This window comes from uncultured Rummeliibacillus sp., assembly GCF_934216135.1.
Taxonomy (GTDB): domain Bacteria; phylum Bacillota; class Bacilli; order Bacillales_A; family Planococcaceae; genus Rummeliibacillus.
The window spans coordinates 204484-228386 of sequence record NZ_CAKQBI010000002.1 but is presented as its reverse complement, the minus strand read 5'-3'; the positions used below and the strand labels follow the sequence as shown (position 1 = coordinate 228386).

Genomic DNA, 23903 nt, shown 5'->3' with positions numbered 1-23903 from the left:
TTTTTCATTTTCTGTTACTATAATGATATGATTATCTTAATGATTTTTTTATAAGGGTGACAAAAAATGATTCCAAATTGGATTTTACAGCGTTCAACACTAACCCCGGAACAAGTAGCAGTAAGTTTCGAAGGTCAGTCTTGGACATATAAAGAGATAAATGATTTAGCATTACGATATGCTTCAAAACTAGAAGCACTAGGCATTAAAGCGCATGATCGTGTAGCTATTTTTGCAACATCTACACCACAAATTATTTTCATGATTTGTGGCTGTATGCATTTACAATGTGAAATGGTACTTCTCAATCTGCGTTTAAGTAAAACAGAATTAGCTTATCAAATTCAAGATTCAGAGGCAGTTGCAATATTAGTAGAAGATGAATTGCTAAATAAGTTGCCGGAAACAGCTTCACCAATTCATTCATTTTCTAAAGTCTCAGATGTATCTGCAATAGCATTTACACCAACAGATGAATGGGATGAAAATGATACAATGACGATTATGTATACATCTGGTACAACAGGTTTTCCAAAAGGGGTCCGTCAAACTGTGGGCAATCATGTATCAAGTGCAACATCCTCCCTCTATAATACAGGTCTTGTTGAAGATGATACATGGTTATGTACAGTTCCACTTTTTCATATTAGTGGGTTTTCTATGTTGTGTAAATGTTTACTGCATGGTGTACGCTTAGAACTTTTGAAAAAATTTGATGTTGAAAAGGTAGTCGATTTTCTAGTAGATGGTACTGTAACACGTATGTCTGTTGTAGCTTTCACATTAGAGCGCATATTAACAGAATTAGAGCATCGTGATGTATACGTATCTGATAAATTCCAAACAATGCTTGCAGGGGGCGGACCTGTACCAATCGATTATTTAAAACGCGCTATCAAACGACATATTCAAATTTCACAGACATATGGCATGACCGAAACATCCTCACAAACAGCAACTTTATCAAGTAAAGATGCATTGCGGAAAATTGGTTCTGCAGGAAAACCATTATTTTTTAATCAAATCCGAATAGAAAATGCAAAGGCACCATTTGAGCAAGGCGAAATATTAATACGAGGGAAACATGTAACACCTGGTTATGTGGGACGTTTTTCAGATAAACCTTCTCAACAAGATGGTTGGTTGCATAGTGGAGATATTGGTTATTTTGATGATGAAGGGTACTTATTTGTAGTGGATCGCCGGTCAGATTTAATCATTTCTGGTGGAGAAAATATATATCCCGCAGAAATAGAAAACGTCTTAACATCTCATCCATCTGTTCGAGAAGTAGGTGTTTGTGGAGTAGAAGATGACAAATGGGGACAAGTTCCAAATGCATTTGTGGTATTGAATAATAATGTAGAAGTGAACGAACTCCTGGTATACTGCAAAGAACATTTGGCGGGTTACAAAGTGCCAAATAAAATTTATATTGTTGATGAACTTCCTAGAAACGGTTCAAATAAACTATTACGTAGGAAATTGAAGGAATTAATATAAAAATATAGAGTTAAATAATAAGCCCATAGATATGAAAAAGTCATCTATGGGCTTTTTTATATGAAATATGGACTAATCAAGCTAATGGGGGTTTTTGCTTTATATACATATTTCAAAATAAACACGAAAGGATTTTGAATATTATGGAAAAATTTCAACAACCAATTAAAATTCCTACAATAACAACATTTGATGGTAGAATTCTTTTACCATCTTTTCAATTACCATTAACTTCAGGTGAAATTGTAGGAATGCATTTAGATGTTTTTCAAATTGATTGTCTCCTAAAATATCTTCAACATTATTCTAATATGAATATATTCTTTCGACAGGAAGGACATTACGAAAGAATGACTATATTCGAAAGTCTGAAATTCGAGAAAAAATTATATAACTCTAATATTGAAATCGATGATGCTCTGAACATTACGGGATTATTAAAAGCGAAAAAATTGAAAATAAAAAATTTATCCTATTCACAATTGCAAAGAGTTAAACTTGCTAAATTACTTATTCATGAAAAGCCAATACATATTATTGAAGAGCCATATCAAAATTTAGATATTGAAACAAAGCGTATTGTAGAACGTACTTTGAATTTCTTGAAGGAGAAAGGATACACAATATGTCTTTTGTCTGCAAGTTTAGAAGACTTAATGATTTCGACATATAGTGTATTTCGTATAGAAGATACAGGGTTAGAAAAGTTTGATTTGCAAGAGGAAAATTCGATTGATATGAAGGTAGATAAGCAAGCTATTAAATTAGAGAAGATTCCAACGAAGATCAAAGATAAATTGGTATTATTTAATCCACCTGAAATTGATTATATTGAAAGCGTCGAAGGAGAAGTGAATGTATTTGTTACTGGAGTAGCGTATCCGTGTTCCTTAACGTTAAGTGAGTTAGAAAGACGATTAATACACTTTGGCTTTTTTAGATGCCACCGTTCATATATTGTAAATCTGCAAAAAGTAAGAGAAGTTATAACATGGTCAAAAAACAGTTATAGCTTGGTTTTATCGGGTAAAGAAAGACTAAATGTACCACTTTCAAGATCTAAATTAGTCGAATTAAAGGAAATCATAGGAATATAAATATTTCTCAGGAAATAATTGTTGCTAATCACGGATTAAATGGTACTGTTCATCGACATATAATACAATTCATCCATATTTTGATGTGTAATGAGTAAATCTTAAGTATGCTAATTTCAAGGACATATTAGGAGGTTTATAAAATGGGGGAAGTTATAAAAGTAAATCATTTACAAAAGAAGTTTAAAAGCGAGTATGCATTACAGGATGTTTCTTTTGAAATAGAAAAGGGAGAAATTTTTGGCTTTCTTGGTCCAAGTGGATCTGGAAAAACGACTACGATTAAAATTTTGACGGGGCAGTTATCACCGACAAATGGTGATGTAAAAGTCTTTAATCAGGATATTTCTTTTTTAAAATCACCTGAAGCACGGCAATGATTGGGTATTTTATCTGATAATAGTGGTCTATATGATCGCTTAACAATTGAAGAAAATCTGGATTTGTATAGAAAAATATATAATTTGAATGAAAATTCTGTTAAAAAATCTCTTGAATTTGTGAATTTATATAGCGATAGAAAAAAACACATTAACAAGCTATCAAAAGGTATGAGACAGCGTGTACTGCTAGCTCGTACAATCTTGCATCAACCAGATCTATTATTTTTAGATGAGCCTACATCTGCTTTAGATCCTGTAAATAAGTTTCATATTTATGAAGGGTTAAGGAGATTAAATGCAGAAGGTACTACAGTTTTTTTAACAACTCATGATATGGCTGAAGCAGATACTCTTTGCAATCGAATTGCCTTTTTAAACAACGGTAAGATTTGTGCAATTGGAACACCGAAAGAGTTAAAAAAGCAATATGCGGATGATACCTTAACAGTTGAATTAAAAAATGGTCAACAAGAAACAATCAGTAAAGGTGCAACGGATGCTAATAAAATGTTCGACTGGATGCAAAAAAATCTGGTTGAAAGAGTGTCTACAAATGAACCTAGCTTAGGGGAGATATTTGTCCAAGTAACAGGGAGGAAATTAGTATGAATTTATCCATGAAAAGAATGCAAGCAATCTTAGTAAAAGATTATAAAGAATTCTCGCGAAATCTAGCTGTATCTTCAATAATTTTGGTACCTTTGATCATTGCTGCTTTTTACTTGCGAATGGGTACTGATACAATCCAAGTTCATTTTATGGCTATTAATATGACTTTTTCTCTTGTTGCAACCTACATTCAATGTTGTTTAATCGCAGAAGAGAAAGAAAAAAACACATTAAGAAATTTGATGCTATCTCCCGCAACAATTCCTGAAATTTTAATAGGGAAAAGTATGTTAACATTTATCATTACGATTCTAATTTTAACAGGTTCAATCCTATTAACGGGATATAATCCTGGAAATACATTGATTATGATTATAGCGTTCCTATTATCAAGTATATTCTATATTACTATAGGAACATTAATAGGTTTGATTGCTAAAACTGTTATGGAATCTTCTGTTATTGTAATGCCTGTTTTCTTCCTATTTTCAATAGGACCTTTTGCAAGTGCATTTGTAGAAAAGTATCCGGTATTAAAAGTGATTGAATGGCTACCTAGTACACAACTAATCAATCTAGCAGAATCACTCGAAAATCATTTTCAAATAGGAGATATAGTCCAACCATTTGGTCTTATAAGCTTGTGGATAATTATCGTGATGATCCTGACTGTTATTGTGTATAAGAAGCGGATGAAGGATGATATATAGTGAGAATTTTAAGGGGCTTATTTATTTCAAGAATAAGCCTCTTAATTTAAGTATTAATATATGTGCCAATCCACGAATTTTTTGGGGTTAATCCACATAAAAAGACGAGTAATCCACGCTGTTCAAAATCCAATCCACGCAAATTGGAGTTTAATCCATACATTTTCAAATTGTATCCACGTTCCGAATAATTTAAGTGATTTTTGTCAGAGTTGTGACAGCAACTATGTTTATCATGTTTCTTAACATATTTGTACATTATATGATTGCAAAATTAGTAGTTCAAAAAAATTAATAGTCATAGGATGATGGTTTGTCCCATACAACTATATTAATAGATGTTTTATGGAAAAGATTCTATATAGAATTACTAGTAGTCTTAGAAAAATACGTAATCATCATTGGAGGAGATACTATCATTAAAAGAGTTTTACTTGAATTTCGAAATGAATTATCTGTAATCGTAACAGGTGTAGCTATTTTACTTTTCACATCTCTAAAAACGCATCAGATTAACCCAGAGATTATATTAGCAGCAATTTTTTTAATGATTGTACAATACATTTGTTTAATAATGGTGCAACCTAAAAGGGCTCGTATGGACATTGAAATACAAAGCTTCTTGACCATTTTTACATGGGTCTTATATATTCCGATATTCGTTACTTCTGCAGAATATTTAGTTAATCCAAGCTTGTTTTACTTTATTAGATTTTGTGCAATTGTTGAGTTGTCTTATGTACTTATAACGGTTTGCGTGATTGCTACCGTCAACTATCAATCAAAAAAACAAGCACCATCTAAAAAAGAAATCCTAGGTGAATAAGATGAAAAGGCGTGTCTGATTTTAGATACGTCTTTTGTTACAATAATGGAGCAAATACTTATAGCAGGAAAGTCGTTATCAAAGGAAGGTTGCCCTTTAAGCTTTTCTAAGTACGGGACACCCCAGGACATAAGCCCTTTTATGCATGTTAATAATTTTCTTGAACCCAATCTTGTAAAAAAGGAATGAATTTTTTAGTCGATGGGGAGAGATTATTTACAGTTGAGGTCGTTAGAATACCGAGTGTCCGAACATAATTCCCCTCAATCGGTTTAGCGCAAAGCTCTGGTAGATGTTCTTTTATCAATAATTCGGAAAGTAAACTAATACCTAACCCCTTTTTTACCATGGCAATAATTGCTTCATCACCACGAATTTGATACGCAATATGTGGAGAGATTTTAGCTTGTTTGAAGATAAATTGCACATCATGATGGGAATCTTCATAAGGCATGATGCAAGGTTCTTCTGAAAAAGCTTTAAGTGGTATGGAATCACATGTAGCTAACCGATGCTCTTTAGGTAGAATGGCAAGCATTCGATCCTGCATTAAAGGGATAAAATGAGGATGTTCGTCGATTTGTGTTGTTCCAATTGCAAAGTCAATCTTCCCGCTCTCTAACCATAGTTTAATCTCTTGAGAATTTCCTTCGTATAATTGAACTTCAATTTTGGGGTATTTTGTATTGAATAAATTTAAAACCGTTGGCATCCAGTGTACACAAACACTTGTATATGCCCCAATTTGAATTTTCCCACTATCTAAGCCGTTAATATCATTGACCATTTCGTTTAGAAGTTGTGAACCTTTCAGTATTTCGTGCATGATTGGCAACAGCGCTTTTCCGTTTTCTGTAGGTTTGACTCCATTTTTCCCTCTTATTAAAAGTGAAAATCCATAGTCCATTTCCAAACTGCTAATCATATGACTAATACTAGGTTGTGTGTAATCAAGTTGTTCGGCAGCTTTTGTTAAGCTTCCATATTCGACTGCAGTTACGAATGCTTTTATTTTATTGATCGACATGATATCACCATCTATAAATTTTTTCTATACTTATCATTCAAAACATTAAGTTTACTTATGAAAAAAATAACATTACAATGGCAACAAATCAATAATAGTTGTTAGGAGTAATAGTCGTGGGATATGTAATACAATTTATCATCGGTGGCACTGTCATGATGCTTGCTGCTATGTTAAGCAAATCGAAATTCTTGTTTTTATCAGGCATCATAACACTTTTACCGATCATGACCTTAATGAACCTAAATTTACAAGTGCATAATATGACGCCAAAAGCTTTTCATATTACACAACGCAATGGGATTGTTGGAGCAGTAGGTATGGTTGTTTTAGTAGTTGGAATCTATTTATTGACTAATTGGTTTAAACCAGGTCAATCTGTATTAATCGGTTGTGCTGTATATATCTTGTTTATGGTCGGATCGAAATTTTTAATAGCATAAGGGGAAAAGGATTAAGAAGATTTTAGCTTCTAAATCCTTTTTTTACATTCATTATAATTTGGAGAGCAAAAAATTTATCCCTGCATATGATGAGTTGAGTGCGTTACAAATAGGGAGGATTCTATGCATTGGATTACGATTATTTTAGTTGGAATTGCTGCAAATTTAGATAATTTAGGTATAGGTCTTGCTTATGGTGTCAAAAAGACGAAAATACCTTTTGCGTCTAATCTGACAATTGCAGTAGTATCAATGATTGTTACTTATTTATCGGTTTTGCTTGGGAGTGTGTTGATAGAATTTATCTCACAAGAAAAAGCGAATATTGTAGGATGTATTTTGTTGTGTGTAATTGGTTTATATACGATTGTCTCGAATAATTTTGCATGTGCAAAATCAGAGGAGAATTTAGAAAAAATTGATAAGGATCAAAATAATATTATCTCGATTAGAGAAGCAATTGTTTTAGGTCTAATTTTATCAATAAATTGTATTGGTGGAGGAATAGGAATAGGTGCGAATGGTATTTCAGCTATCTTTACAGTGATATCTATAGGATTCTTTTCGCTTTTGACATTTGCAATTGGAGGACATTTTGGACTTATTCTCTCAAAGACGTTTATTGGCAAAAATTCTACATTAATATCAGGAGTAATCTTAATCGGCATTGGAATTTTTGAAATGTTTATATAAAACTTTTCTTAAATGTGTTGTAAGAGACGAGTTGTTGTTACTAATAATTAGAATTATTTCTTTTTGATTTCTTATGTTTAGCTTCCGAATATTAGTGGAATATTAAATAAGAAATTAAAAAAGAAATAGGAGTGTTTTAATGATGTCTGAATTACAGCTTCAACTAAACCAACTCGTTGCATCGTGGTCTGTACTGTATACAAAGCTTCATAATTTCCATTGGTATGTAAAAGGACCTTCTTTTTTCACATTACATGAAAAATTTGAGGAATTGTACAATGAAGCGTCAAGTCATCTGGATGATATTGCAGAGCGCATATTAGCTTTAGGAGGACAACCCGTTGCCACTTTAAAAGAGCATCTCGAAATTTCAGAGATAAAAGAGGTATCAGGAAGTGAAACTGCTGAACAAATGGTCAAGATTTTGATTCAAGATTTTGAAATTATGATGAAGAATCTTAAAAAGGGAATGTCTGAAGCAGCAAATGAAAATGATGACATGACTGAGGATTTGTTAAATTCGATTAATCAGAGCTTAGAAAAGCATGTGTGGATGTTGAAAGCATTTGTATCTTAAAGTCATTTTTCAATGAGGATGGTAGAATCTTGATTCGACCACCGAAGAAGTAATACACATAAAAATTTATATAAAAATAGGGGCAGCCACGTAAGTTTTTGACTTATTGGACGCCCCTTTTCTATATTATTTCTCCAAAGCTTTCTTAAATGTTTCGATATTTTGATGCATTATTGTAAAATAGTCTTCCTTGTTTTTAATGTTATCGGTTGTAAGTACGCTTAAATTATTTAATGTAAGCGGCTCAGCACCAATATCTTTTTCAATAACTTTTGCTAAATTAGATGAGACATTTTGTTCGAATAATACATAGTGAATATCTTCTTTTTTGGCTTGGTCGACGATTTTAGTAAGTTCTTTTTGTGATGGTTCGTCTTGTGAATTTAAACCAGCTACTGAGATTTGGCTAAGGCCATATGTTCCAGCAATATAACCAAAGGCTGCATGTGAGACAAAGAATGTCTTTCTCTTTGCTTGATCTGACATAGCTTTAAAGTCTTTATCTAATGCTTTTAAGTCTTTTACAAGTGAATCATAGTTTTTTTCGAAATCTGCTTTGTTATCTGGTTGAGCTTTTACTAGTTCATCTTTAATAGAAAGAGCAAGGTCTTGGCTAATAATGGGCGATAGCCAGACATGTGGATCGACTTGGTCATTGCCATGATGATGTTCTTCAGTAGCATGATCCTCATCTTCATGACCGGTACTTACAGCTAGTTTATCCTTAGATACATTTGCAGCTGTTTCTACAAATTGAACATTTTCACTTTTTAAAGATTTTTGTGCGTTTTCTACGAATCCTTCAAGTCCTAGTCCGATATAGAAAAAGTAGTCTGCATCGGCGATATTCATCATATCTCTTTGTGTAGGCTCAAAAGTATGCTCGTTTGATCCTGGTGGGTAAATAGAAGATACTTCTACATGATTGCCACCAATACGTTTTGCGAAGTATTCTAGTGGATATACGGTTGTATAAATTTTCAGTTTGCCATTTTGGTCTTTTGTAGTATTAGCTTTTTTGTCTGCTCCGCATGCAGCAGTGAAAACAGCTAATAGGGCAATTAAAAAAATGGAAAAGAATTTTTTCATTTTCACACCTCGTAAATAGTAATGATTACGGTTTATTTTTAGAACAATTACTACTATACAAGATTTCTAGTAAAAAGACAATAGAAAAACCTCCAAAATTATTTCTTTTTTGGAGGCCATTCTTCAGGTACCGGATCATATCCACCTTTACAAAATGGTTGGCAGCGTAAAATCCTATTGATTGTTAAATATCCGCCTTTCAATACACCATGTTTTTCAATAGCTTCAATTCCGTAATTGGAACATGTTGGATAGAAGCGACAGCTTGGTGGTTTCAAAGGTGAAATCACCTTTTGATAAAAGCGAATTGGTAATATAAATAGCTTTTTCACTTCAACTCTTCTTTCTTCGAATAGTTATTGAAATTCTCAGCTGGTTTCGGATCAATTGTTTTATGGGAATTTTTTTTATTGTTTTTGGCTATAAAGTATATTAATACGCTAGCCAATACCACTGTCAGTACGACAACTGGCATAATTGCAATCCACGCAACAGACATTATGATCACTCCATTTTTAATTCATCTTTATTTTACTAAAATTTTAAATATAGTTATAGTATAGTGCTTAGTGAAAATAAGAACTGTGAACGTTTCATGAAAGCTGATAGGGAATTTTGCTTACTAAAGATTATTTTTAGATAATATACTTAAATGTGAGATTGCATACAATTATTTCAAAAAGTAAAATGGATAATATAAATACTATATAAAGAAATTAGAGGCGGATTTTGTGAGAATAATGACATTACTGATTGCAGGTTGTTTAAGTTTTACACTATTAATGGGAGGAGTTGATTGTGGAGTGATTTCTTCAACAACAGCAAAGGCAGCAACAATACAAAAAGTAGAAAAAACTTTAAAAGCAACAGCACAATTGAATATTCGTAAAGGTGCTGGGGTAAAATATTCGAAGATTGGTCAAATAGATCAAGGCGTTTTCGTTAAAGCAACGCAGTATTATAAAGGTTGGTACAAGGTAACTTATAATGGAAAAACAGGTTGGGCCTCTGCAAAATATTTAAAAAATGCGCCGGTCAATTATAAAGAAGCTGGATTAGTGGAGTTAACTGAAAAAGATGGTTTTGTTATTGACCTACACTATGCGACGAAGAATAATTTTATGGGATACCGATTATATCCAAAAAAAGCGAAGGCATTAATGACAAAATCTACAGCAAAAAAATTAAAAAAAGCTAACAAGCTGGCAAATAAAAAAGGGTATAAGATTAAAATTTGGGATGCATATCGTCCCTTAAGTGTGCAGTGGGAAATGTGGTATAAGATTCAAAATCATATGTATGTAGCTTACCCATTATTGGATTCAAAACACAGTAAGGGAGTAAGTGTTGATGTAACATTGGTTGATAAAAAGGGCAGAGAACTAACTATGCCAACTAAATTTGATTCATTTTCAAAAAAGGCTGGTCGTACATATAAAAAGAATTCTAAAAAGGCACAGAAAAATATGAATTTCTTAACGAAAATCATGACTGAAGTTGGTTTTACAACAATTAGCTCTGAATGGTGGCATTATAATGACAAAAATATTAACCAACCTACACTAGACGTACCAGTAAAATAATACAACTATCTATTGGCGTTCTAAAAGCTACGTTTAAATTCACGGAAACGGGGAATATATAAGCAGAGCCGAAAGAAAGGAAGTCGATATTATTATGTTTAGTTTTATTTGGTATTTAATTATAGGTGGTATTTTAGGCTGGTTAGCTGGCCTAATTTTAGGTAAAGATATTCCAGGCGGTATTATAGGAAACATAATTGCAGGTATTATTGGTGCTTGGATCGGTAGTTTGATATTTGGCTCATGGGGACCAAAAATAAGCGATTTCTATATAATACCAGCTTTAATAGGAGCGATTATATTAATTTTTGTTGTTAGCTTTATTTTTAAAGCGATGCGGAAATAGTCAGGGGCGCGAATTCTAACTTAGAATTCGCGTTTTGTTGTTGTCTTAAGTCATTATCGGTCATTTAGTTTGTAGAGTAATGAAAGGCTTGTGTTTTATTTTCTCAATACATTCGTATAAATTGCGTTTAACGGGTCATTATAAATAAGAATTATTAAAATGTCCAATGTGACGTTATGCTTCACTAGGAGTGAATATCATGAAACTAAATGCCCTATTAGGACGCATAGAACAAAATGTTAATGACTCTATAGGTGATATGGACATCGATGGAATTACTACTAATTCCACTGAAATCCGCCCCAATGATATCTTTGTTGCCATCAAAGGTTATCGTGTAGACGGACATGATTTTATACAAAATGCAATTGATGCAGGTGCTAAAATTGTTATTGGAGAGAAGAATTTAACAGGATTATCTGTTCCGTATATCAAGGTAGAAAATAGCCGCTTTGCACTTGCGCAGTTAGCCTGTGAATTTTATGGGAATCCATCGAAAAATAAGAAGATGATCGGTATTACTGGTACAAACGGGAAAACCACCACTTCTTATATGCTTAAACATATTTTAGAATCAGCTGGTAAAAAATGCTCTCTGTTTGGTACGGTTAAAAATGTGATTAATGGAAAAGCTGCTCCTTCATCTAATACTACCCCTGATGCCCTCGAATTAAACAAACAACTTTCTTTAAGTGAAGATGAATATATCATTATGGAAATTTCTTCACATGGCCTTTCGCAATATCGTGTCAATGGTGTTGAATTTGATTTTTGCTTATTTACAAATTTAGACCAAGATCATTTAGATTATCATCGAGATATGGATGAATATTTCTCTGTAAAGGCAAGTCTCTTTGATCAATTGAAGCCTGAAGGTAAAGCAATTATTAATCAATATTGCAATTGGGGTCAAAAACTAGCTGAACAACTAATGGCTAACAATCGTACAATCCATGTAATTGGCGATCAAAATCATCATGATTTACAAATCGATCTTCTAAAATCCGGAAATTCCATCATTACATTTGAAAATACACCTAATATCAATTTAAAGCTCAATATTTTGGGGAAACACAATATATTAAATGCTGCAATGGCTTTTCTAACAGCAAGTAAAATAGGTATTTCACCAGAAGAGATATTACAAGCATTAGAATTATTCCCTGGAGTTCCAGGACGGTTTGAAATGTTTCAACACCCTAAAGGGGCAACAATTGTTGTGGATTATGCACATACGGCAGATGCCTTCAATCATTGTTTACAAACAGCCAAAGAAGAAGGTGCAAATCGCATTTTCCATATCTTTGGCTTCAGGGGAAATCGTGATATTTCCAAAAGAGGTGGAATGGTCAATGTATCGAAAGAAATTAGTGATGTCCATATTCTCACATTTGATGATCTAAATGACGTTAGTTATGAAGAAATGGAAGAAGCATTGAATGTTCTAAGTCAGGGAGGCTATATCATTCCTGATAGAACTTTAGCCATTAAGCAGGTGTTCGAGGATGCTAGCTCAGGTGATTGGGTATGTATAACCGGAAAAGGTGCAGAAAAGTATCAACAAGAGTTCGAAATACCAACAACTTCTGATATAGAAACGGTCCAATTTTTGATCGGACAAATGGAAGGATAATCATGTATACATCTCTAAGCATTTATAAAATGCCGGAGATTTTATATAAATGCCCTACAAAAGAACCATTTTGTAGGGTTTTTAATGATGTTTATAAGTATAAAATTTCTGACTTATAAGAAGTAAACAATATAAAAGGTAGAAGTGACCAGAATAACTGCAATATATACATACTTTCTCCAAGAAGATTGAATTCCCGCTAAGGCTAAGGATAAAGCTGTTAGATATATACCTAGGCTGATAAACCCAATCGAATTCCCGATTGTATTACCTATTAAAAGGCTAATTATAAATAAAATAATCGCAATGATGAAGATGACAGTAATTCTGTTATTATGTTTCATATTCACGAAACATAAATTAGTTAACCCATCTAAAACAAGTCCTAAGAGCAGTCCAGTAAAGAACATATGAGAATACAGATACATGAATCCTCACCACTTTCGAAATTTTCTAACTTCTATAAAGTAATATATGAGAAGTTGAAAAGGCGTTTCTAATGAAAACGCCTAGAGGTGAAAAATCCATATATTTGTCTACATTAATTTTAAAAATTTTTATATGTCTTTACTTCAGAAAAAATAAAATTTGTTTTTGTATGAGCTAATGGTTGTAATTCATCTATTGTTTTTTCTGCATCTTCAAAAGTGGTGAAATTTATCTTCAACATAAAACAGGCATCTCCCGCAATTCTATAACAAAAGTCTACATGATTATATGTTTGAATAAGTTCTTTAAAATCGTTATAACGATTATTTTTGATAGTGGCTTCGATAATACACTGTATAGAGTAACCTAAACATTTATCATTAATTTTGACTGTGTATGTTTCGATAACTCCTTTTTCCTCAAGTTGCTTTACTCTTTCTTTAACAGCGGGTGCAGATAAATGAATGCGACGACCTAATTCACTCATTGAGAAACGACTGTCATTAGAAAGCTCTTTTAATATCGATTTATCGATTAAATCTATCATGTGTTTTTACCTTCTTTCTTAAAAGTATTTTTGAAAAATACCTTTAATGTATAATGTGAAATTTCTATTATTAATCTTACAATATTTTATAGGAGGGATACAAAATGACATTAATTTCATATTCAAAAATAGGCTCTACACCATTTCAAAAATTGTTAGGGCATAATACAAGGATTATGGAAAAGTGGAATAGTTTAAGCGAAGAATTAGAGAAGGATGGTTTTCTATCTGCAATGTTAAAGGAGCAAGTAAGAAGAACGCTTGCACAGGAAAATGGTTGTGAATATTGTAAAGCAAAGGGGAAACCTGATAACAAATACTATGATGAGAAAATAACGGTGAGTGTTGGATTTGCACAAGCTTTTCTTACTTACAAAGGGAAAACCCCCTCTGCTATTGTCAATATTTTAAAGGATTGTCTTTGTGATGAGGAAATAAGTGAACTTATTGCTTTCATATGTTTTACAACAGCATCACAATACTTTGGCGCATTGATGCAATTAGAGGCTTGAGATGAAATATTGTTTAGAATGAGATTGTTTCTAAAATATTAGCAGGCAGAAAAGGAACAACGAGATCATCGTTGTTCCTTTTCTTTCAAACTATACTTTACTCCATCATTGGATGATCTAATGTATATAACCTTCGATATCGAGCATTACTTGAAAGTAATTGTTGATGTGTGCCTTCTAAGTAAACTGAACCATCTTCTATGAACATAACTCGATCCATATGATCGACACCGGCTAAGTGGTGCGTTATCCAAATAATTGTTTTTCCTTGTAAGGCTTTAAAAATAGTATCGATTAGCTTTTGTTCAGTAATTGCATCAAGACCTACTGTCGGTTCGTCAAGAATTACAATGGGGGTATCTTGTAACAAAATTCGTGCTAATGCAATACGTTGGCGTTCTCCTCCTGAAAAGCGTTCTCCAAGTTCTTGCATGCGAGTATTGTAGCCATCTGGAAGCGATTCGATATAACTATGCATTTGTACTTTTTTAGCCGCTTCCATAACCTCTTCATCAGTAGCATGTATATTTCCTAAACGAATATTATTCATCACAGTAGAGTCAAATAAGTGTGGCTTTTGTTCGAGAACCCCAACGTAAGTAGCTATGTCCTCCTGAATTGAAGATGAATTTTGACCATTCAGTTGTACTGTGCCATCAGATGGAGGAATGACGCCCAATATAAGTTTTGCAATTGTACTTTTACCAGATCCTGTTTTCCCTAAAATAGCGATTTTCTCACCTTGCTCAAATTGTAGATTAAGCTTCTTTAAGACGGCACTCTGTTCTTTGTCATATTTAAATGAAACATCGTTAAATGTGATGTTAATAGGTTGCCCTTTCATAGTATTGACATGTTCTTTTGTGCCAATATTAGCTGCTTCAATCTTATTTAATCGGTGTAGAGAAGTCTCGTAACTAGGAATATGGCTTATAGCATCTGAAACAGGTGAAAAAGCTTCTGCTAAAGGGAATACTACTAATACGAATGCAGCAATCCAAATATGAGCAAAGTCACCTGCATTTGCATTCGTTGCAGCAAAACAAATCATTACTAATGTCATGAGTACAACTATTACTTGAAATAACAAATTACGTCGACGATTAAAAGTGTCCATTTGATATTCTAAAATATCTTGTTTCTCTTCAATTTTTTCATAATCCGTTAAAAAGGTTTGCTGTTTTCCACTAATCTTCCAATCGCTTAATCCCATTACTGCATCAGTAAGCGAAGCATATAATTCACTACGAATTACTTTCATCTGCATTAATCGTTTACGATTGGCTAACAACGATACAAGTGGAATGACGATCAATAGTACAAATAATAATAATGCTATTAATAACGCAAAGGGAATAGAGAAAAAACCTAACGCTACAACAGAAATGAAATACAAAACAGTCGCAAATACACTAGGAAAAATAGTTTTCAAATAAAAGTTTTGCAAATGTTCGATATCATCAGCTAGAACACCAAGTAAATTACCCGTAGAAAAACGATTTGATAGTGTTAAAGCTTGTGATTCTAAATTTTTATATAATCGTACACGCATGTTTGACACGATTTTCAAGACAAATGAGTGGCTTGTCAGCTGATTTAAATAATTAAATACAGGACGAAAAATCCCAAATGTCCGTACGAGTACAATGGGTACGTATAATAGTAGAATGTTTTCTGGGCGTGTAGCAGATTTTGAAATCAAATACCCGGATGTGAACATGAGCGCGCTTGCGCATATAAATGTCATTGTTCCTAGGAAAAAGACTAGCAATAAATGTTTTTTATTTTGCTTTAAATAAGGCTTTACCCATGTATGTTTGAGGATATTTTGTTGTTTTGTCGTCATAACATTAAGCCTCCGTTCCATGGGATTGTTGTTTTACCAATTGATAGTAATACCCTTTTTTGGCTATAAGTTCTTTATGGGTACCTTGTTCAACAATTTCACCATGATCCATCACAAGTATTAAGTCCATATCCATCATCCAGTGTAGTCGGTGCGTAGCAAAGAAGACTAACCGATTTTTAAATAATGGTAACATCCTTTGTTTAATTTCCCATTCAGTTTCAATATCTAGATGAGCTGTCGGTTCGTCAAATAGTAAAATTTTGCGAGAATCATCCAAGAAGGCACGAGCTAGTGCAATTCGTTGTTCTTGGCCACCACTTAAAGTACGACCAGTTTCACCAATCATTTCATCATAGCCATTTGGTAGCGAAGCAATAACATCACTTAAACCGGCTCTTTCACAGGCATTCTCAATTTGTTTATTTGTTGAGTTTTTCGTGTAAAAAGCCACATTATTTCGAATTGTATTATGAAAAATATAGGGATGTTGAGGGATATAGTAAATTTGGTTTTGCCAATTTTTATTGTTAAAAGAACTAATGGTTTCACCGTTTAGTAAGATATCTGTATTTTTTGTTTCAACAAATCCGCTTAATGCATTGATTAACGTAGATTTACCAGAACCACTTGCACCAATTATTCCTACATTTTGAAAACCTCTAATCGTAAATTTTACATCATGTAATGAAGGCTGATTTGCCTCTTCATGCTGCACTGTTAAGTTTTTAATATTTAGGGTAGATTGTGCATCCCATTTCGTAATTTCTTTCTGGTCTTGATTATATAAGGGCTTCGCTAATATAGATGAAATGGCTGTAAATGCATTTTTTCCATCTAATGTTGCGTGATAATCTGCTCCAAACTCCCGTATCGGAGCAAAGTATTCGGGTGCTAAAATTAGAATGATTAAGGATGGAAGAAGAACTAATGTACCTTTGATCAACCCCAATCCTAAAAATAGAGCCACAATAGCAATCGAAATGCTTGTAAAGAATTCTAATGCAAATGTGGAGAGAAAAGCGATGGCTAAAGTTCCCATTGTAGCTTTTCGATATTGTTCACTTACCTTCTTTATATTCCGATCGTATTTTTTACTTAGTCCTAAAAAGCGTAGTGTTTTTAATCCGCGAAGTGAGTCAACAAAATGGTTTGATAAAATTTGATACGATTCATATTGTTTATCAGCTTTTACGCGTGCAGCAATGCCTAATAAAATTAAGAAAAAGATGAGAACAGGAAGAACAAGTAAAAGTATTAGAGCTGACGTTGTATCAAGTGTTAACGTATAAATGAATATCAAAATAGGAATGACGCTCATATTAACTACTTTAGGTAAGAATAATTGAACATATTGTTCAACATTTGAGATACCTTCTAAATTTAAAGTGACCATATTTCCTGTACCTTCAGTAGCTGTAATATTCGGACCAAGATTAAATAATTTTGTATTTAGTTCCTTCCTTAAATCAGAACCTATCTTCATCGAAAAACGTTTCATATATTTTTCTCTAAAGTATATGATAGTTTGTTTTAACATGAAAAAGATAAAAAATAACGACATAGGGAGCAGCTGATTAGCCAGCTGCTCCTTATGGAATAGATTTGTAATTGTCATCGCTAGATAAATGGCTTGGAGTATAGTGAATACACCTTGCAAAGTTGCCATCACAAACAAGAAACCAATTGTTCTTTTAAAACCATTTAGTTTAAATAGCGCTTTGTCAATCATTTATGTCACCTATTTCTTAGGGCTAATACGTTTACGGAATACGTAGTAGCTCCAAATTTGGTAGCCTAAAACAAATGGTAATAATGTGAAGGCTACTTTTGTCATAACAGATAACGTGTAATGCCCACTTGCTGCATTTTCAATTGTTAGATTGAATGCAGGGTCAATTGAGCTGATCATAACACGAGGGAATAAGCCGATAAATAACATTGCTACTACAAAAGCAATGGCAAGTCCCGAAGACGTAAAAGCAATTTTTTCGCCTCTCTTATTGGCAAACAGCCAGCCCAGTATTGTAGCAATAACTGTTAATGCTAGTAATGCTGGAGTTGCGATTGGACGAACTGTGAATAAATCTGTTTGTAAATAAGTTAATACAGCAAAAACGATTTCTCCAACGAACAATAGAATATAAACTTTGTTTAATAATGAGATAGCTCTAGTATGAACATCACCAGTTGTACGTAAACCAATAAATGTTAAGCCGTGGACAAGTGAAAGTAGAACAACAGCAAGTCCACCAATAAGTGAGTAAATATTTACAAAATCACTAAATGAACCAAATAGATGCATGTCTTGGTTAATAGGCATTCCTTTAACAAGACTTGTAAATAACATTCCTAATAAGAATGGTGCACCGATACTACCGATAAAGAATAACCAATGCCAAATATTTTTTGCTTTGTCGGTTTTAACATGGTGACTATACTCAATTCCCACCCCACGAATAATTAGGACAAGTAGGAGGAGGACAAATAATGTATAGTATCCAGAGAACATCGTAGCGTACCAGTTTGGGAAGGCGGCAAAGAGCGCACCACCCGCTGTAATAAGCCATACTTCGTTTGCATCCCAGAATGGCCCTATAGTGTCCATTAATTGTTCACGTTCATGTTTATTTCTGGCAAGTAAGCGTGTTGACATCCCTACACCAAAGTCAAATCCTTCTAAGAAAAAGAATCCGATGAAGAGGACCGCGATTAATACGAACCATAGTTCTTCTAAAGTCATTCTTCAAACGCCTCCTTGTCCATTAAATCTACTTTTGAGTCGGATTTTTTATTAATAATCATATCTGGTCCTTGTTTGGCAATTCTAGCTACTAGGATGATTAAAACAATTGCAAGAATGACATACAAGGTACTAAAAGAAATTGTTGAGAATAGAATTTGTCCTTTCGATACGTTAGGTGAAATCGATTGGGCTGTAGTGTAATAGCCGAATACTGTCCAAGGTTGGCGACCAATTTCTGTCATGATCCAACCCGCAGTGTTCGCGATAAATGGTAAAGCAATTGATACTAATAAAACTCGTAAAAACCATTTTTTATCTTCTAATGTTTTACGGTTTGCAAACCATAAACCTAATAATGAAATAACGATCATTAAACCACCAAATCCAGCCATAATACGGAAACTCCAGAAAACGGTTTTGACAGGTGGAATATAGTTAATATTCTCTCCATATAATTTTTCATATTTTGCTTGGAGTGTTTTCATGCCTTCAACAGAACCATCAAATTCACTGTAAGCAAGATAACTTAATAGATAAGGAATATTTACCTCCCACTTATTTTCTTTGTTTTCTGTATCAATTCCTCCAACTATAGTCCAAGCTGCAGGATCACCGGAATCTTCCCATAATGCTTCAGAAGCAGCCATTTTCATCGGTTGTGATGACATTAAATGTTGGGCTTGTGTATGACCAGAAAGAGCAATCCCGATGCCGGCGATACAAGCGATTACCATTGCATAATTAAATGTTTTTTTGAAAAATTCTGTATTTCGTTTTTTTAATAAGTTATATGCGCAAATGCCGGCAACGACGAATGTACCTGTAGCAAGTGCACCAAAAATAGTATGTGGAAATTCGACTAATAATTGTGGGTTAGTTAATAACGCCATAAAGTCTGTTAAAACAGCTTTTCCATTTTCAATCTTGAATCCAACTGGCTCTTGCATGAAGGAATTAGCTGCTAAAATCCAAAGTGCAGATAATGTTGTTCCAAAAGTAACAAGCCATGCTGAAAGTGCAATAACCCACTTAGGCAATTTGTTTCGTCCAAACATCCAAACGCCTATAAAAGTAGATTCCATAAAGAATGCAAGTAAGGCTTCAACTGCTAATGGTGCTCCAAAAACGTCTCCCATGAAGCGAGAGTATTCTGACCAGTTCATCCCAAATTGGAATTCTTGCAAAATACCTGTGACAACCCCAATTGCAAAAGATATAAGGAAAATCTTCCCCCAATATAAAGACATGTCTAAGTAAATTTTCTTCTTCTTCCATACATACATAGTTTCAAATATAGATACTAGGAATATCATAGAAATTGAAAATGGAACGAAGAAAAAGTGGAAAATGGTTGTGATTGCATATTGAATTCTAGCTAAAATCAAAACATCCATTTAAACTTCCTCCTAAGAAAACTGTTATTTTAACTTCACTTACAGTATAAAACTTGTTTTTCTTAAAAGAAGAGGCGAATTAGTCCAAAGTGTAACGATATTGTGGTAAAAATGTGTCATTTTCTATTAGTTATTTTGAAATGATGGGTTTTAGTGATTATTACTCAAATTCTTCATATTTTCTTCATACTTATTTCATATTTTTGTTATTTCTTGTATGAAAGTGATAGTTTATCCAGATTTACAATAAACAATTAAGTGCTACTAATTGAGTAGATTAATGATCAATAATGTGTAGTATACTTACAATACTTCATAATAATAGAAGGGTGGTAGCTATGTTGTTTGAAAAGTTAAAACAAGGAGATACAATCGTATTTTTTCATCATCTTCACCCGTCACTGTAACTTCAAAGGTTAGATATGAGCGTAGTAAACGATTTTTAGAAGAAAAGGGATTCTACATAAAAGAGGGAAGTTTGACAGGAAAACAAGATTATTATCGTAGTGGCACTCCAAAAGAACGCGCTGAGGAACTAAATGAGTTGTTGCGAGATCCTAAAGTAAAGATGGTTATGTCAACGATAGGTGGTACGAATTCAAATAGTCTATTGCCTTATATAGATTATGAAGCATTTCGATGTTCACCAAAGTTGATCATTGGTTATTCTGATGCAACCGCTATTCTCCTAGCGTTATATGCAAAAACCAATATACCTGTATTCTATGGACCAGCTATAGTTCCTTCATTTGGTGAATTTGAACCACTCGTATCTGATACTTACCAGTATTTTGAAAATTTATTTGTAGCTAAAAAATCCCTTCCTTACAGTATTCCTACTCCTGACAAATGGTCTGATGAGTGTGTTAACTGGTTGGAAAAAACACAAGAAAAAACGTTATATAATAACGAATGGATTTGTGTTAATGGAGGTGTAGCAGAAGGCCGCCTTATTGGTGGTAATGTAAATACGATGTATGGATTTATAGGTACAGAATATTTTCCTGAGATCAAGAAAGGAGATATTCTGCTAATTGAAGATAGTGCGAAAGATGCTGCAACAGTGGAAAAGAATTTTGCAATGCTAAAATTACATGGTGTTTTTGATAAAGTGGCTGGTATTATTCTAGGAAAACATGAACTTTTTGATGATCTTGGCACAGGCAGAAGACCTTTTGAAATACTTGTGGAGCAAATTGATCAACTACATATTCCAATTTTAGCTGAGTTTGACTGTGCACATACGCATCCTATGCATGCTATGCCGATTGGAAGAAAGATTAAATTAGATACAAATAGAAAAGAAGTTTTACTAGTAGAAGATTGGCTATAGCAAGAGTTTAAAAAATGGTTTTATAAATAACTGAATAGTTAGAAATAATTCATTTTAAATGAAACATTATTCAGATACATATCGTTTATTCCTGTGATTGGTGTAGAAAACAACTTACGCTGATTGAGTTTCGCTTTATTTTAGAGAGGGAAAGGGGAAATCATATGGGATATGTATCGGAATTAAGAGCGCTAGTAGGTAGTCGTCCACTAATACTTCCAGGAGCAAATGTGATTTTATTAAACTCTGATCACCAATTATTGTTGCAGTTAAGACAAGACAATAATTGTTGGGGATTGCCGGGTGGTGCATTAGAACCGGGCGAAACACTAGAACAAGCGGCAAAAAGGGAATTGTATGAAGAAACAGGATTAAAGGCAAAATCACTTAACTTGTTTAATATATTTTCTGGGGAAAACTTTTACTATCAATATCCACATGGCGATGAAGTTTATAATGTGATCACTTCATTCATATGTACCGACTATGATGGAGAACTCAAATTAGATATAGAAGAAGTAAAAGAACTTCGATTTTTTGATATAAAGCAATTACCTGAAAAGATAAGTCCTCCGGAATTGCCGATTATAATGAAGTTCCTTGAACAAATAGATGATGAAAAATCAATCAAAAAATGTAGATAGATTATTTTCTCCCGATATAAATACTATAAAGGGGGAATTGAAAATTGGAATTGAATTCAATTATGAATACACAACTTTTAGAACTACAACAAACAGTTCAAATGAGTGTTTTGCAAAATGCCATGAATATGGAAACAACTTCAGCAGTTCAATTGTTAGAACAAATGCCAGAACAACCTGCTGTTCATCCGTATAAAGGTTCCGTTATAGATATTCAAGCATAAAAGACTTCAAACGGAAGGTTTAGAGGGCATCCTATTTCGATTATAGGATGTCTTTTTGTATAAAAATATTTTAAATAAACCAAGCTATGAAAAAAGGAGAATTCAAATGTCTAATAATGTTGATGTTTATATATCTGTTATGCACAAATATTATAATTTTGCACCACAACTTGCGCCATATGAATTTCACATAAATGTAGATCCATCTATGTTAAGAATTTTTGATGTATTATTCGAACAAATGACCAGTTGGGATAATGATGGTATGTGGAGAGCACAACTTCCTGCTGTACCTTATCATTTTGATGAACAAAATGATGAAGTGGATTTCCACTTGATGAAGATATATGCACTTATTCATGAATTTGGCGATAAAGAAACAAAAAAATTCATTGAACAAATGCCTTACTATAGTTGATAGTTGGTGATTCCTTCGCTACACTAAGGGTAATAAGGAGTGAGCGAAGGTATGTTTACATATACAGATTTAAATGGTAATGGCTGTGAATTGTCTTTTAAGAAGAATGCATTTTCTATTGAACCAAAACATGTTCTTGTATTAGCAAAGTATGAAGGAAAATGGTTACTTACAGACCATCCAAAACGCGGGTATGAATTTCCTGGAGGGAAAGTAGAAAAAGGTGAAACAATCGAAGAAGCTGCTATAAGGGAAGTATTTGAGGAAACGGGAGCTACAATTGGATCAATAGAGTGGTTAGCGACCTATATGGTTCAAGAACAAATGCCTTTTACAAAAGCAGTTTTCACCGCAAAAGTAGAAATGATCGATCGAAACCACCCGAATGTAGAAACAAGAGGCGTCATACTAATGAGTGAAGAAGAATTGTTGGCAAACGAACATTTAAGCTTCTATATGAAAGATTTGGGCATGAAGAAGATTCTTGAAAAGGTGAGTGAACGTGAAGATAAATGGGAAAATTGAAAGCTTAAGGGATTATCCATCGCCTAATCCACGTGTTACATTAAAAGAAATAACATATTGGTCTGATGGTTTACGTGTAAAAGGCTTACTTGCAACTCCTGTTATCCATGCAAATTATGAAGGAATATTGTATTTACGCGGTGGTATACAAGGTGTAGGTATGGTACGCCCCGCTAGAATCACTCAACTTGCTTCACATGGTTTCACCGTATTTGCACCATACTATAGAGGAACACGTGGTGGTGAAGGGCGAGATGAATTTGGTGGTAATGACCGATTAGATGCAGTTAATGCGGTAGAGGTGTTAAAGGAGTTTTGTAGAAAGGATCGTATTCATCTTTTCGCTTTCTCAAGAGGTGGTATTATGGCGCTATGGACGGGAATATTGCGCGATGATATTACTTCAATCGTGACATGGGGTGGCGTATCAAATGTAACCTATACGTACGAAGAAAGAATTGATATGCGTAGAATGATGAAAAGAGTATTCGGTGGTTCGCCACAGACAAATCCTTCAGCTTACGAAGAACGTACACCAATTGTACATTTAGAAGATTTACATGCATCCGTATTAATCATACATGGAAAGTGTGATGAAAATGTTGGATTTAAACATGCACAGCTTTTAGAAAATAGTTTAAAACGTTTAAATAAACATGTAGAGACTTGGTATTATCCGGAATATACTCATTTTTTCCCGAGCGATATAAATCGGAAAGTTGTAGATGATGTTTGTCAATGGATGAAGTTACAACATTCATAGGGG

General features: G+C 33.5%; 26 protein-coding genes and 3 pseudogenes. 19 read left to right on the top strand and 10 right to left on the bottom strand.

Going from position 1 to position 23903, the window contains the following annotated elements; translation table 11 throughout:
• The first annotated feature begins 66 nt into the window (after positions 1 to 66).
• From Q0977_RS02755 to Q0977_RS02735, 5 genes and pseudogenes are all read left to right on the top strand, one after another.
• Positions 67 to 1503 carry an o-succinylbenzoate--CoA ligase gene (locus Q0977_RS02755; protein ID WP_299510372.1) on the top strand — a complete coding sequence of 479 codons (1437 nt, stop codon included), beginning with the start codon at positions 67 to 69 and terminating at the stop codon, positions 1501 to 1503.
• A gap of 143 nt (positions 1504 to 1646) precedes the next feature.
• Entirely contained in the window at positions 1647 to 2600 is a 954-nt protein-coding gene (locus Q0977_RS02750) for a LytTR family transcriptional regulator DNA-binding domain-containing protein (RefSeq protein WP_299510370.1), read from the top strand.
• Between the two features lie 143 nt (positions 2601 to 2743).
• A pseudogene (locus tag Q0977_RS02745) lies at positions 2744 to 3592 on the top strand (ATP-binding cassette domain-containing protein).
• Positions 3589 to 4302 carry an ABC transporter permease gene (locus tag Q0977_RS02740; RefSeq protein ID WP_299510368.1) on the top strand — a complete coding sequence of 238 codons (714 nt, stop codon included), beginning with the start codon at positions 3589 to 3591 and terminating at the stop codon, positions 4300 to 4302. The pseudogene Q0977_RS02745 and the gene Q0977_RS02740 overlap by 4 nt, the downstream one beginning before the upstream one ends.
• Before the next feature lie 313 nt (positions 4303 to 4615).
• Complete coding sequence (locus Q0977_RS02735; protein WP_119416904.1) at positions 4616 to 5128, top strand: hypothetical protein; 513 nt, start codon at positions 4616 to 4618, stop codon at positions 5126 to 5128.
• Positions 5129 to 5276: 148 nt separating this feature from the next.
• Here Q0977_RS02735 and Q0977_RS02730 read toward each other — a convergent pair whose 3' ends face one another.
• A complete protein-coding gene (locus Q0977_RS02730; protein WP_299510363.1) occupies positions 5277 to 6155 on the bottom strand; it encodes a LysR family transcriptional regulator in 879 nt (292 codons plus the stop codon).
• Between the two features lie 116 nt (positions 6156 to 6271).
• Here Q0977_RS02730 and Q0977_RS02725 point away from each other — a divergent pair, with 116 nt between their 5' ends.
• The 4 genes and pseudogenes from Q0977_RS02725 to Q0977_RS02710 all read left to right on the top strand — a co-directional run bounded on the left by Q0977_RS02725 (position 6272) and on the right by Q0977_RS02710 (position 7868).
• Positions 6272 to 6598: a GlpM family protein gene (locus Q0977_RS02725; RefSeq protein ID WP_119416902.1), complete on the top strand. Its 327-nt coding sequence runs from the start codon at positions 6272 to 6274 to the stop codon at positions 6596 to 6598.
• Between the two features lie 120 nt (positions 6599 to 6718).
• Positions 6719 to 6949: pseudogene (locus tag Q0977_RS02720) on the top strand (manganese efflux pump); the annotation flags it as partial.
• Positions 6938 to 7291, top strand: a complete 354-nt coding sequence (locus tag Q0977_RS02715; RefSeq protein WP_255416327.1) for a manganese efflux pump — start codon at positions 6938 to 6940, stop codon at positions 7289 to 7291. The pseudogene Q0977_RS02720 and the gene Q0977_RS02715, both read left to right, overlap by 12 nt.
• A gap of 139 nt (positions 7292 to 7430) precedes the next feature.
• Positions 7431 to 7868 (top strand): Dps family protein, encoded by a 438-nt coding sequence (locus tag Q0977_RS02710; protein ID WP_119416900.1) that lies wholly within the window; start codon positions 7431 to 7433, stop codon positions 7866 to 7868.
• Between the two features lie 126 nt (positions 7869 to 7994).
• Here Q0977_RS02710 and Q0977_RS02705 read toward each other — a convergent pair whose 3' ends face one another.
• The 3 genes from Q0977_RS02705 to Q0977_RS02695 all read right to left on the bottom strand — a co-directional run bounded on the left by Q0977_RS02705 (position 7995) and on the right by Q0977_RS02695 (position 9456).
• On the bottom strand, positions 7995 to 8957 hold the full coding sequence (locus Q0977_RS02705; RefSeq protein WP_124218357.1) for a metal ABC transporter solute-binding protein, Zn/Mn family: 963 nt from the start codon (positions 8955 to 8957) through the stop codon (positions 7995 to 7997).
• 98 nt (positions 8958 to 9055) lie between these two features.
• Positions 9056 to 9289 carry a membrane protein insertion efficiency factor YidD gene (gene yidD, locus Q0977_RS02700; RefSeq protein WP_119416898.1) on the bottom strand — a complete coding sequence of 78 codons (234 nt, stop codon included), beginning with the start codon at positions 9287 to 9289 and terminating at the stop codon, positions 9056 to 9058.
• Positions 9286 to 9456 (bottom strand): hypothetical protein, encoded by a 171-nt coding sequence (locus Q0977_RS02695; protein WP_164489609.1) that lies wholly within the window; start codon positions 9454 to 9456, stop codon positions 9286 to 9288. The genes yidD and Q0977_RS02695 overlap by 4 nt, the downstream gene beginning before the upstream one ends.
• A gap of 241 nt (positions 9457 to 9697) precedes the next feature.
• Here Q0977_RS02695 and Q0977_RS02690 point away from each other — a divergent pair, with 241 nt between their 5' ends.
• From Q0977_RS02690 to Q0977_RS02680, 3 genes are all read left to right on the top strand, one after another.
• Positions 9698 to 10540, top strand: coding sequence for a M15 family metallopeptidase (locus Q0977_RS02690; protein ID WP_299510400.1), 843 nt, complete (start codon positions 9698 to 9700; stop codon positions 10538 to 10540).
• 94 nt (positions 10541 to 10634) lie between these two features.
• Complete coding sequence (locus Q0977_RS02685; RefSeq protein WP_119416896.1) at positions 10635 to 10886, top strand: GlsB/YeaQ/YmgE family stress response membrane protein; 252 nt, start codon at positions 10635 to 10637, stop codon at positions 10884 to 10886.
• A gap of 199 nt (positions 10887 to 11085) precedes the next feature.
• A complete protein-coding gene (locus tag Q0977_RS02680; RefSeq protein WP_299510353.1) occupies positions 11086 to 12519 on the top strand; it encodes a UDP-N-acetylmuramoyl-L-alanyl-D-glutamate--2,6-diaminopimelate ligase in 1434 nt (477 codons plus the stop codon).
• Positions 12520 to 12632: 113 nt separating this feature from the next.
• Here Q0977_RS02680 and Q0977_RS02675 read toward each other — a convergent pair whose 3' ends face one another.
• Entirely contained in the window at positions 12633 to 12947 is a 315-nt protein-coding gene (locus Q0977_RS02675) for a hypothetical protein (protein WP_299510351.1), read from the bottom strand.
• A 119-nt stretch (positions 12948 to 13066) separates the two neighbouring features.
• A complete protein-coding gene (locus tag Q0977_RS02670; protein WP_299510399.1) occupies positions 13067 to 13492 on the bottom strand; it encodes an Lrp/AsnC family transcriptional regulator in 426 nt (141 codons plus the stop codon).
• Between the two features lie 107 nt (positions 13493 to 13599).
• Here Q0977_RS02670 and Q0977_RS02665 point away from each other — a divergent pair, with 107 nt between their 5' ends.
• Positions 13600 to 14007 (top strand): carboxymuconolactone decarboxylase family protein, encoded by a 408-nt coding sequence (locus Q0977_RS02665; protein ID WP_119417233.1) that lies wholly within the window; start codon positions 13600 to 13602, stop codon positions 14005 to 14007.
• A 97-nt stretch (positions 14008 to 14104) separates the two neighbouring features.
• On the opposite strand, the gene cydC is transcribed toward Q0977_RS02665, so the two are convergent.
• From cydC to Q0977_RS02645, 4 genes are read right to left on the bottom strand one after another with little or no spacing between them, the layout of a single operon-like run.
• Entirely contained in the window at positions 14105 to 15832 is a 1728-nt protein-coding gene (gene cydC, locus Q0977_RS02660) for a thiol reductant ABC exporter subunit CydC (protein ID WP_299510397.1), read from the bottom strand.
• A gap of 25 nt (positions 15833 to 15857) precedes the next feature.
• Positions 15858 to 17585 carry a thiol reductant ABC exporter subunit CydD gene (gene cydD, locus Q0977_RS02655; protein WP_367269427.1) on the bottom strand — a complete coding sequence of 576 codons (1728 nt, stop codon included), beginning with the start codon at positions 17583 to 17585 and terminating at the stop codon, positions 15858 to 15860.
• A gap of 9 nt (positions 17586 to 17594) precedes the next feature.
• Positions 17595 to 18596: a cytochrome d ubiquinol oxidase subunit II gene (gene cydB, locus Q0977_RS02650; protein WP_299510344.1), complete on the bottom strand. Its 1002-nt coding sequence runs from the start codon at positions 18594 to 18596 to the stop codon at positions 17595 to 17597.
• Positions 18593 to 19993, bottom strand: a complete 1401-nt coding sequence (locus Q0977_RS02645; RefSeq protein ID WP_299510342.1) for a cytochrome ubiquinol oxidase subunit I — start codon at positions 19991 to 19993, stop codon at positions 18593 to 18595. Before Q0977_RS02645 ends, cydB begins: the two co-directional genes overlap by 4 nt.
• 338 nt (positions 19994 to 20331) lie before the next feature.
• Here Q0977_RS02645 and Q0977_RS02640 point away from each other — a divergent pair.
• From Q0977_RS02640 to Q0977_RS02615, 6 genes and pseudogenes are all read left to right on the top strand, one after another.
• Positions 20332 to 21326: pseudogene (locus Q0977_RS02640) on the top strand (S66 peptidase family protein).
• A gap of 164 nt (positions 21327 to 21490) precedes the next feature.
• Entirely contained in the window at positions 21491 to 21970 is a 480-nt protein-coding gene (locus Q0977_RS02635; RefSeq protein WP_119417229.1) for an NUDIX hydrolase, read from the top strand.
• Positions 21971 to 22014: 44 nt separating this feature from the next.
• Positions 22015 to 22194, top strand: a complete 180-nt coding sequence (locus Q0977_RS02630; RefSeq protein WP_299510339.1) for a YjfB family protein — start codon at positions 22015 to 22017, stop codon at positions 22192 to 22194.
• 106 nt (positions 22195 to 22300) lie between these two features.
• Positions 22301 to 22612 carry a transposase gene (locus Q0977_RS02625; protein WP_299510337.1) on the top strand — a complete coding sequence of 104 codons (312 nt, stop codon included), beginning with the start codon at positions 22301 to 22303 and terminating at the stop codon, positions 22610 to 22612.
• A gap of 51 nt (positions 22613 to 22663) precedes the next feature.
• On the top strand, positions 22664 to 23137 hold the full coding sequence (gene ytkD / locus Q0977_RS02620; RefSeq protein ID WP_299510336.1) for an RNA deprotection pyrophosphohydrolase: 474 nt from the start codon (positions 22664 to 22666) through the stop codon (positions 23135 to 23137).
• Complete coding sequence (locus Q0977_RS02615; RefSeq protein WP_299510334.1) at positions 23115 to 23900, top strand: S9 family peptidase; 786 nt, start codon at positions 23115 to 23117, stop codon at positions 23898 to 23900. Before ytkD ends, Q0977_RS02615 begins: the two co-directional genes overlap by 23 nt.
• The last annotated feature ends 3 nt before the right edge of the window (positions 23901 to 23903 follow it).

What these genes read in the sequence shown, in the direction of transcription:
- Q0977_RS02755 (WP_299510372.1), top strand. Translation starts at nt 67, where the DNA reads ATGATTCCAAATTGGATTTTACAGCGTTCAACACTAACCCCGGAACAA.
- Q0977_RS02750 (WP_299510370.1), top strand. Translation starts at nt 1,647, where the DNA reads ATGGAAAAATTTCAACAACCAATTAAAATTCCTACAATAACAACATTT.
- Q0977_RS02740 (WP_299510368.1), top strand. Translation starts at nt 3,589, where the DNA reads ATGAATTTATCCATGAAAAGAATGCAAGCAATCTTAGTAAAAGATTAT.
- Q0977_RS02730 (WP_299510363.1), bottom strand. Translation starts at nt 6,155, where the DNA reads ATGTCGATCAATAAAATAAAAGCATTCGTAACTGCAGTCGAATATGGA.
- Q0977_RS02710 (WP_119416900.1), top strand. Translation starts at nt 7,431, where the DNA reads ATGATGTCTGAATTACAGCTTCAACTAAACCAACTCGTTGCATCGTGG.
- Q0977_RS02705 (WP_124218357.1), bottom strand. Translation starts at nt 8,957, where the DNA reads ATGAAAAAATTCTTTTCCATTTTTTTAATTGCCCTATTAGCTGTTTTC.
- Q0977_RS02695 (WP_164489609.1), bottom strand. Translation starts at nt 9,456, where the DNA reads ATGTCTGTTGCGTGGATTGCAATTATGCCAGTTGTCGTACTGACAGTG.
- Q0977_RS02690 (WP_299510400.1), top strand. Translation starts at nt 9,698, where the DNA reads ATGACATTACTGATTGCAGGTTGTTTAAGTTTTACACTATTAATGGGA.
- Q0977_RS02685 (WP_119416896.1), top strand. Translation starts at nt 10,635, where the DNA reads ATGTTTAGTTTTATTTGGTATTTAATTATAGGTGGTATTTTAGGCTGG.
- Q0977_RS02680 (WP_299510353.1), top strand. Translation starts at nt 11,086, where the DNA reads ATGAAACTAAATGCCCTATTAGGACGCATAGAACAAAATGTTAATGAC.
- Q0977_RS02675 (WP_299510351.1), bottom strand. Translation starts at nt 12,947, where the DNA reads ATGTATCTGTATTCTCATATGTTCTTTACTGGACTGCTCTTAGGACTT.
- Q0977_RS02665 (WP_119417233.1), top strand. Translation starts at nt 13,600, where the DNA reads ATGACATTAATTTCATATTCAAAAATAGGCTCTACACCATTTCAAAAA.
- cydD (WP_367269427.1), bottom strand. Translation starts at nt 17,585, where the DNA reads ATGATTGACAAAGCGCTATTTAAACTAAATGGTTTTAAAAGAACAATT.
- cydB (WP_299510344.1), bottom strand. Translation starts at nt 18,596, where the DNA reads ATGACTTTAGAAGAACTATGGTTCGTATTAATCGCGGTCCTCTTCATC.
- Q0977_RS02645 (WP_299510342.1), bottom strand. Translation starts at nt 19,993, where the DNA reads ATGGATGTTTTGATTTTAGCTAGAATTCAATATGCAATCACAACCATT.
- Q0977_RS02635 (WP_119417229.1), top strand. Translation starts at nt 21,491, where the DNA reads ATGGGATATGTATCGGAATTAAGAGCGCTAGTAGGTAGTCGTCCACTA.
- Q0977_RS02625 (WP_299510337.1), top strand. Translation starts at nt 22,301, where the DNA reads ATGTCTAATAATGTTGATGTTTATATATCTGTTATGCACAAATATTAT.
- ytkD (WP_299510336.1), top strand. Translation starts at nt 22,664, where the DNA reads ATGTTTACATATACAGATTTAAATGGTAATGGCTGTGAATTGTCTTTT.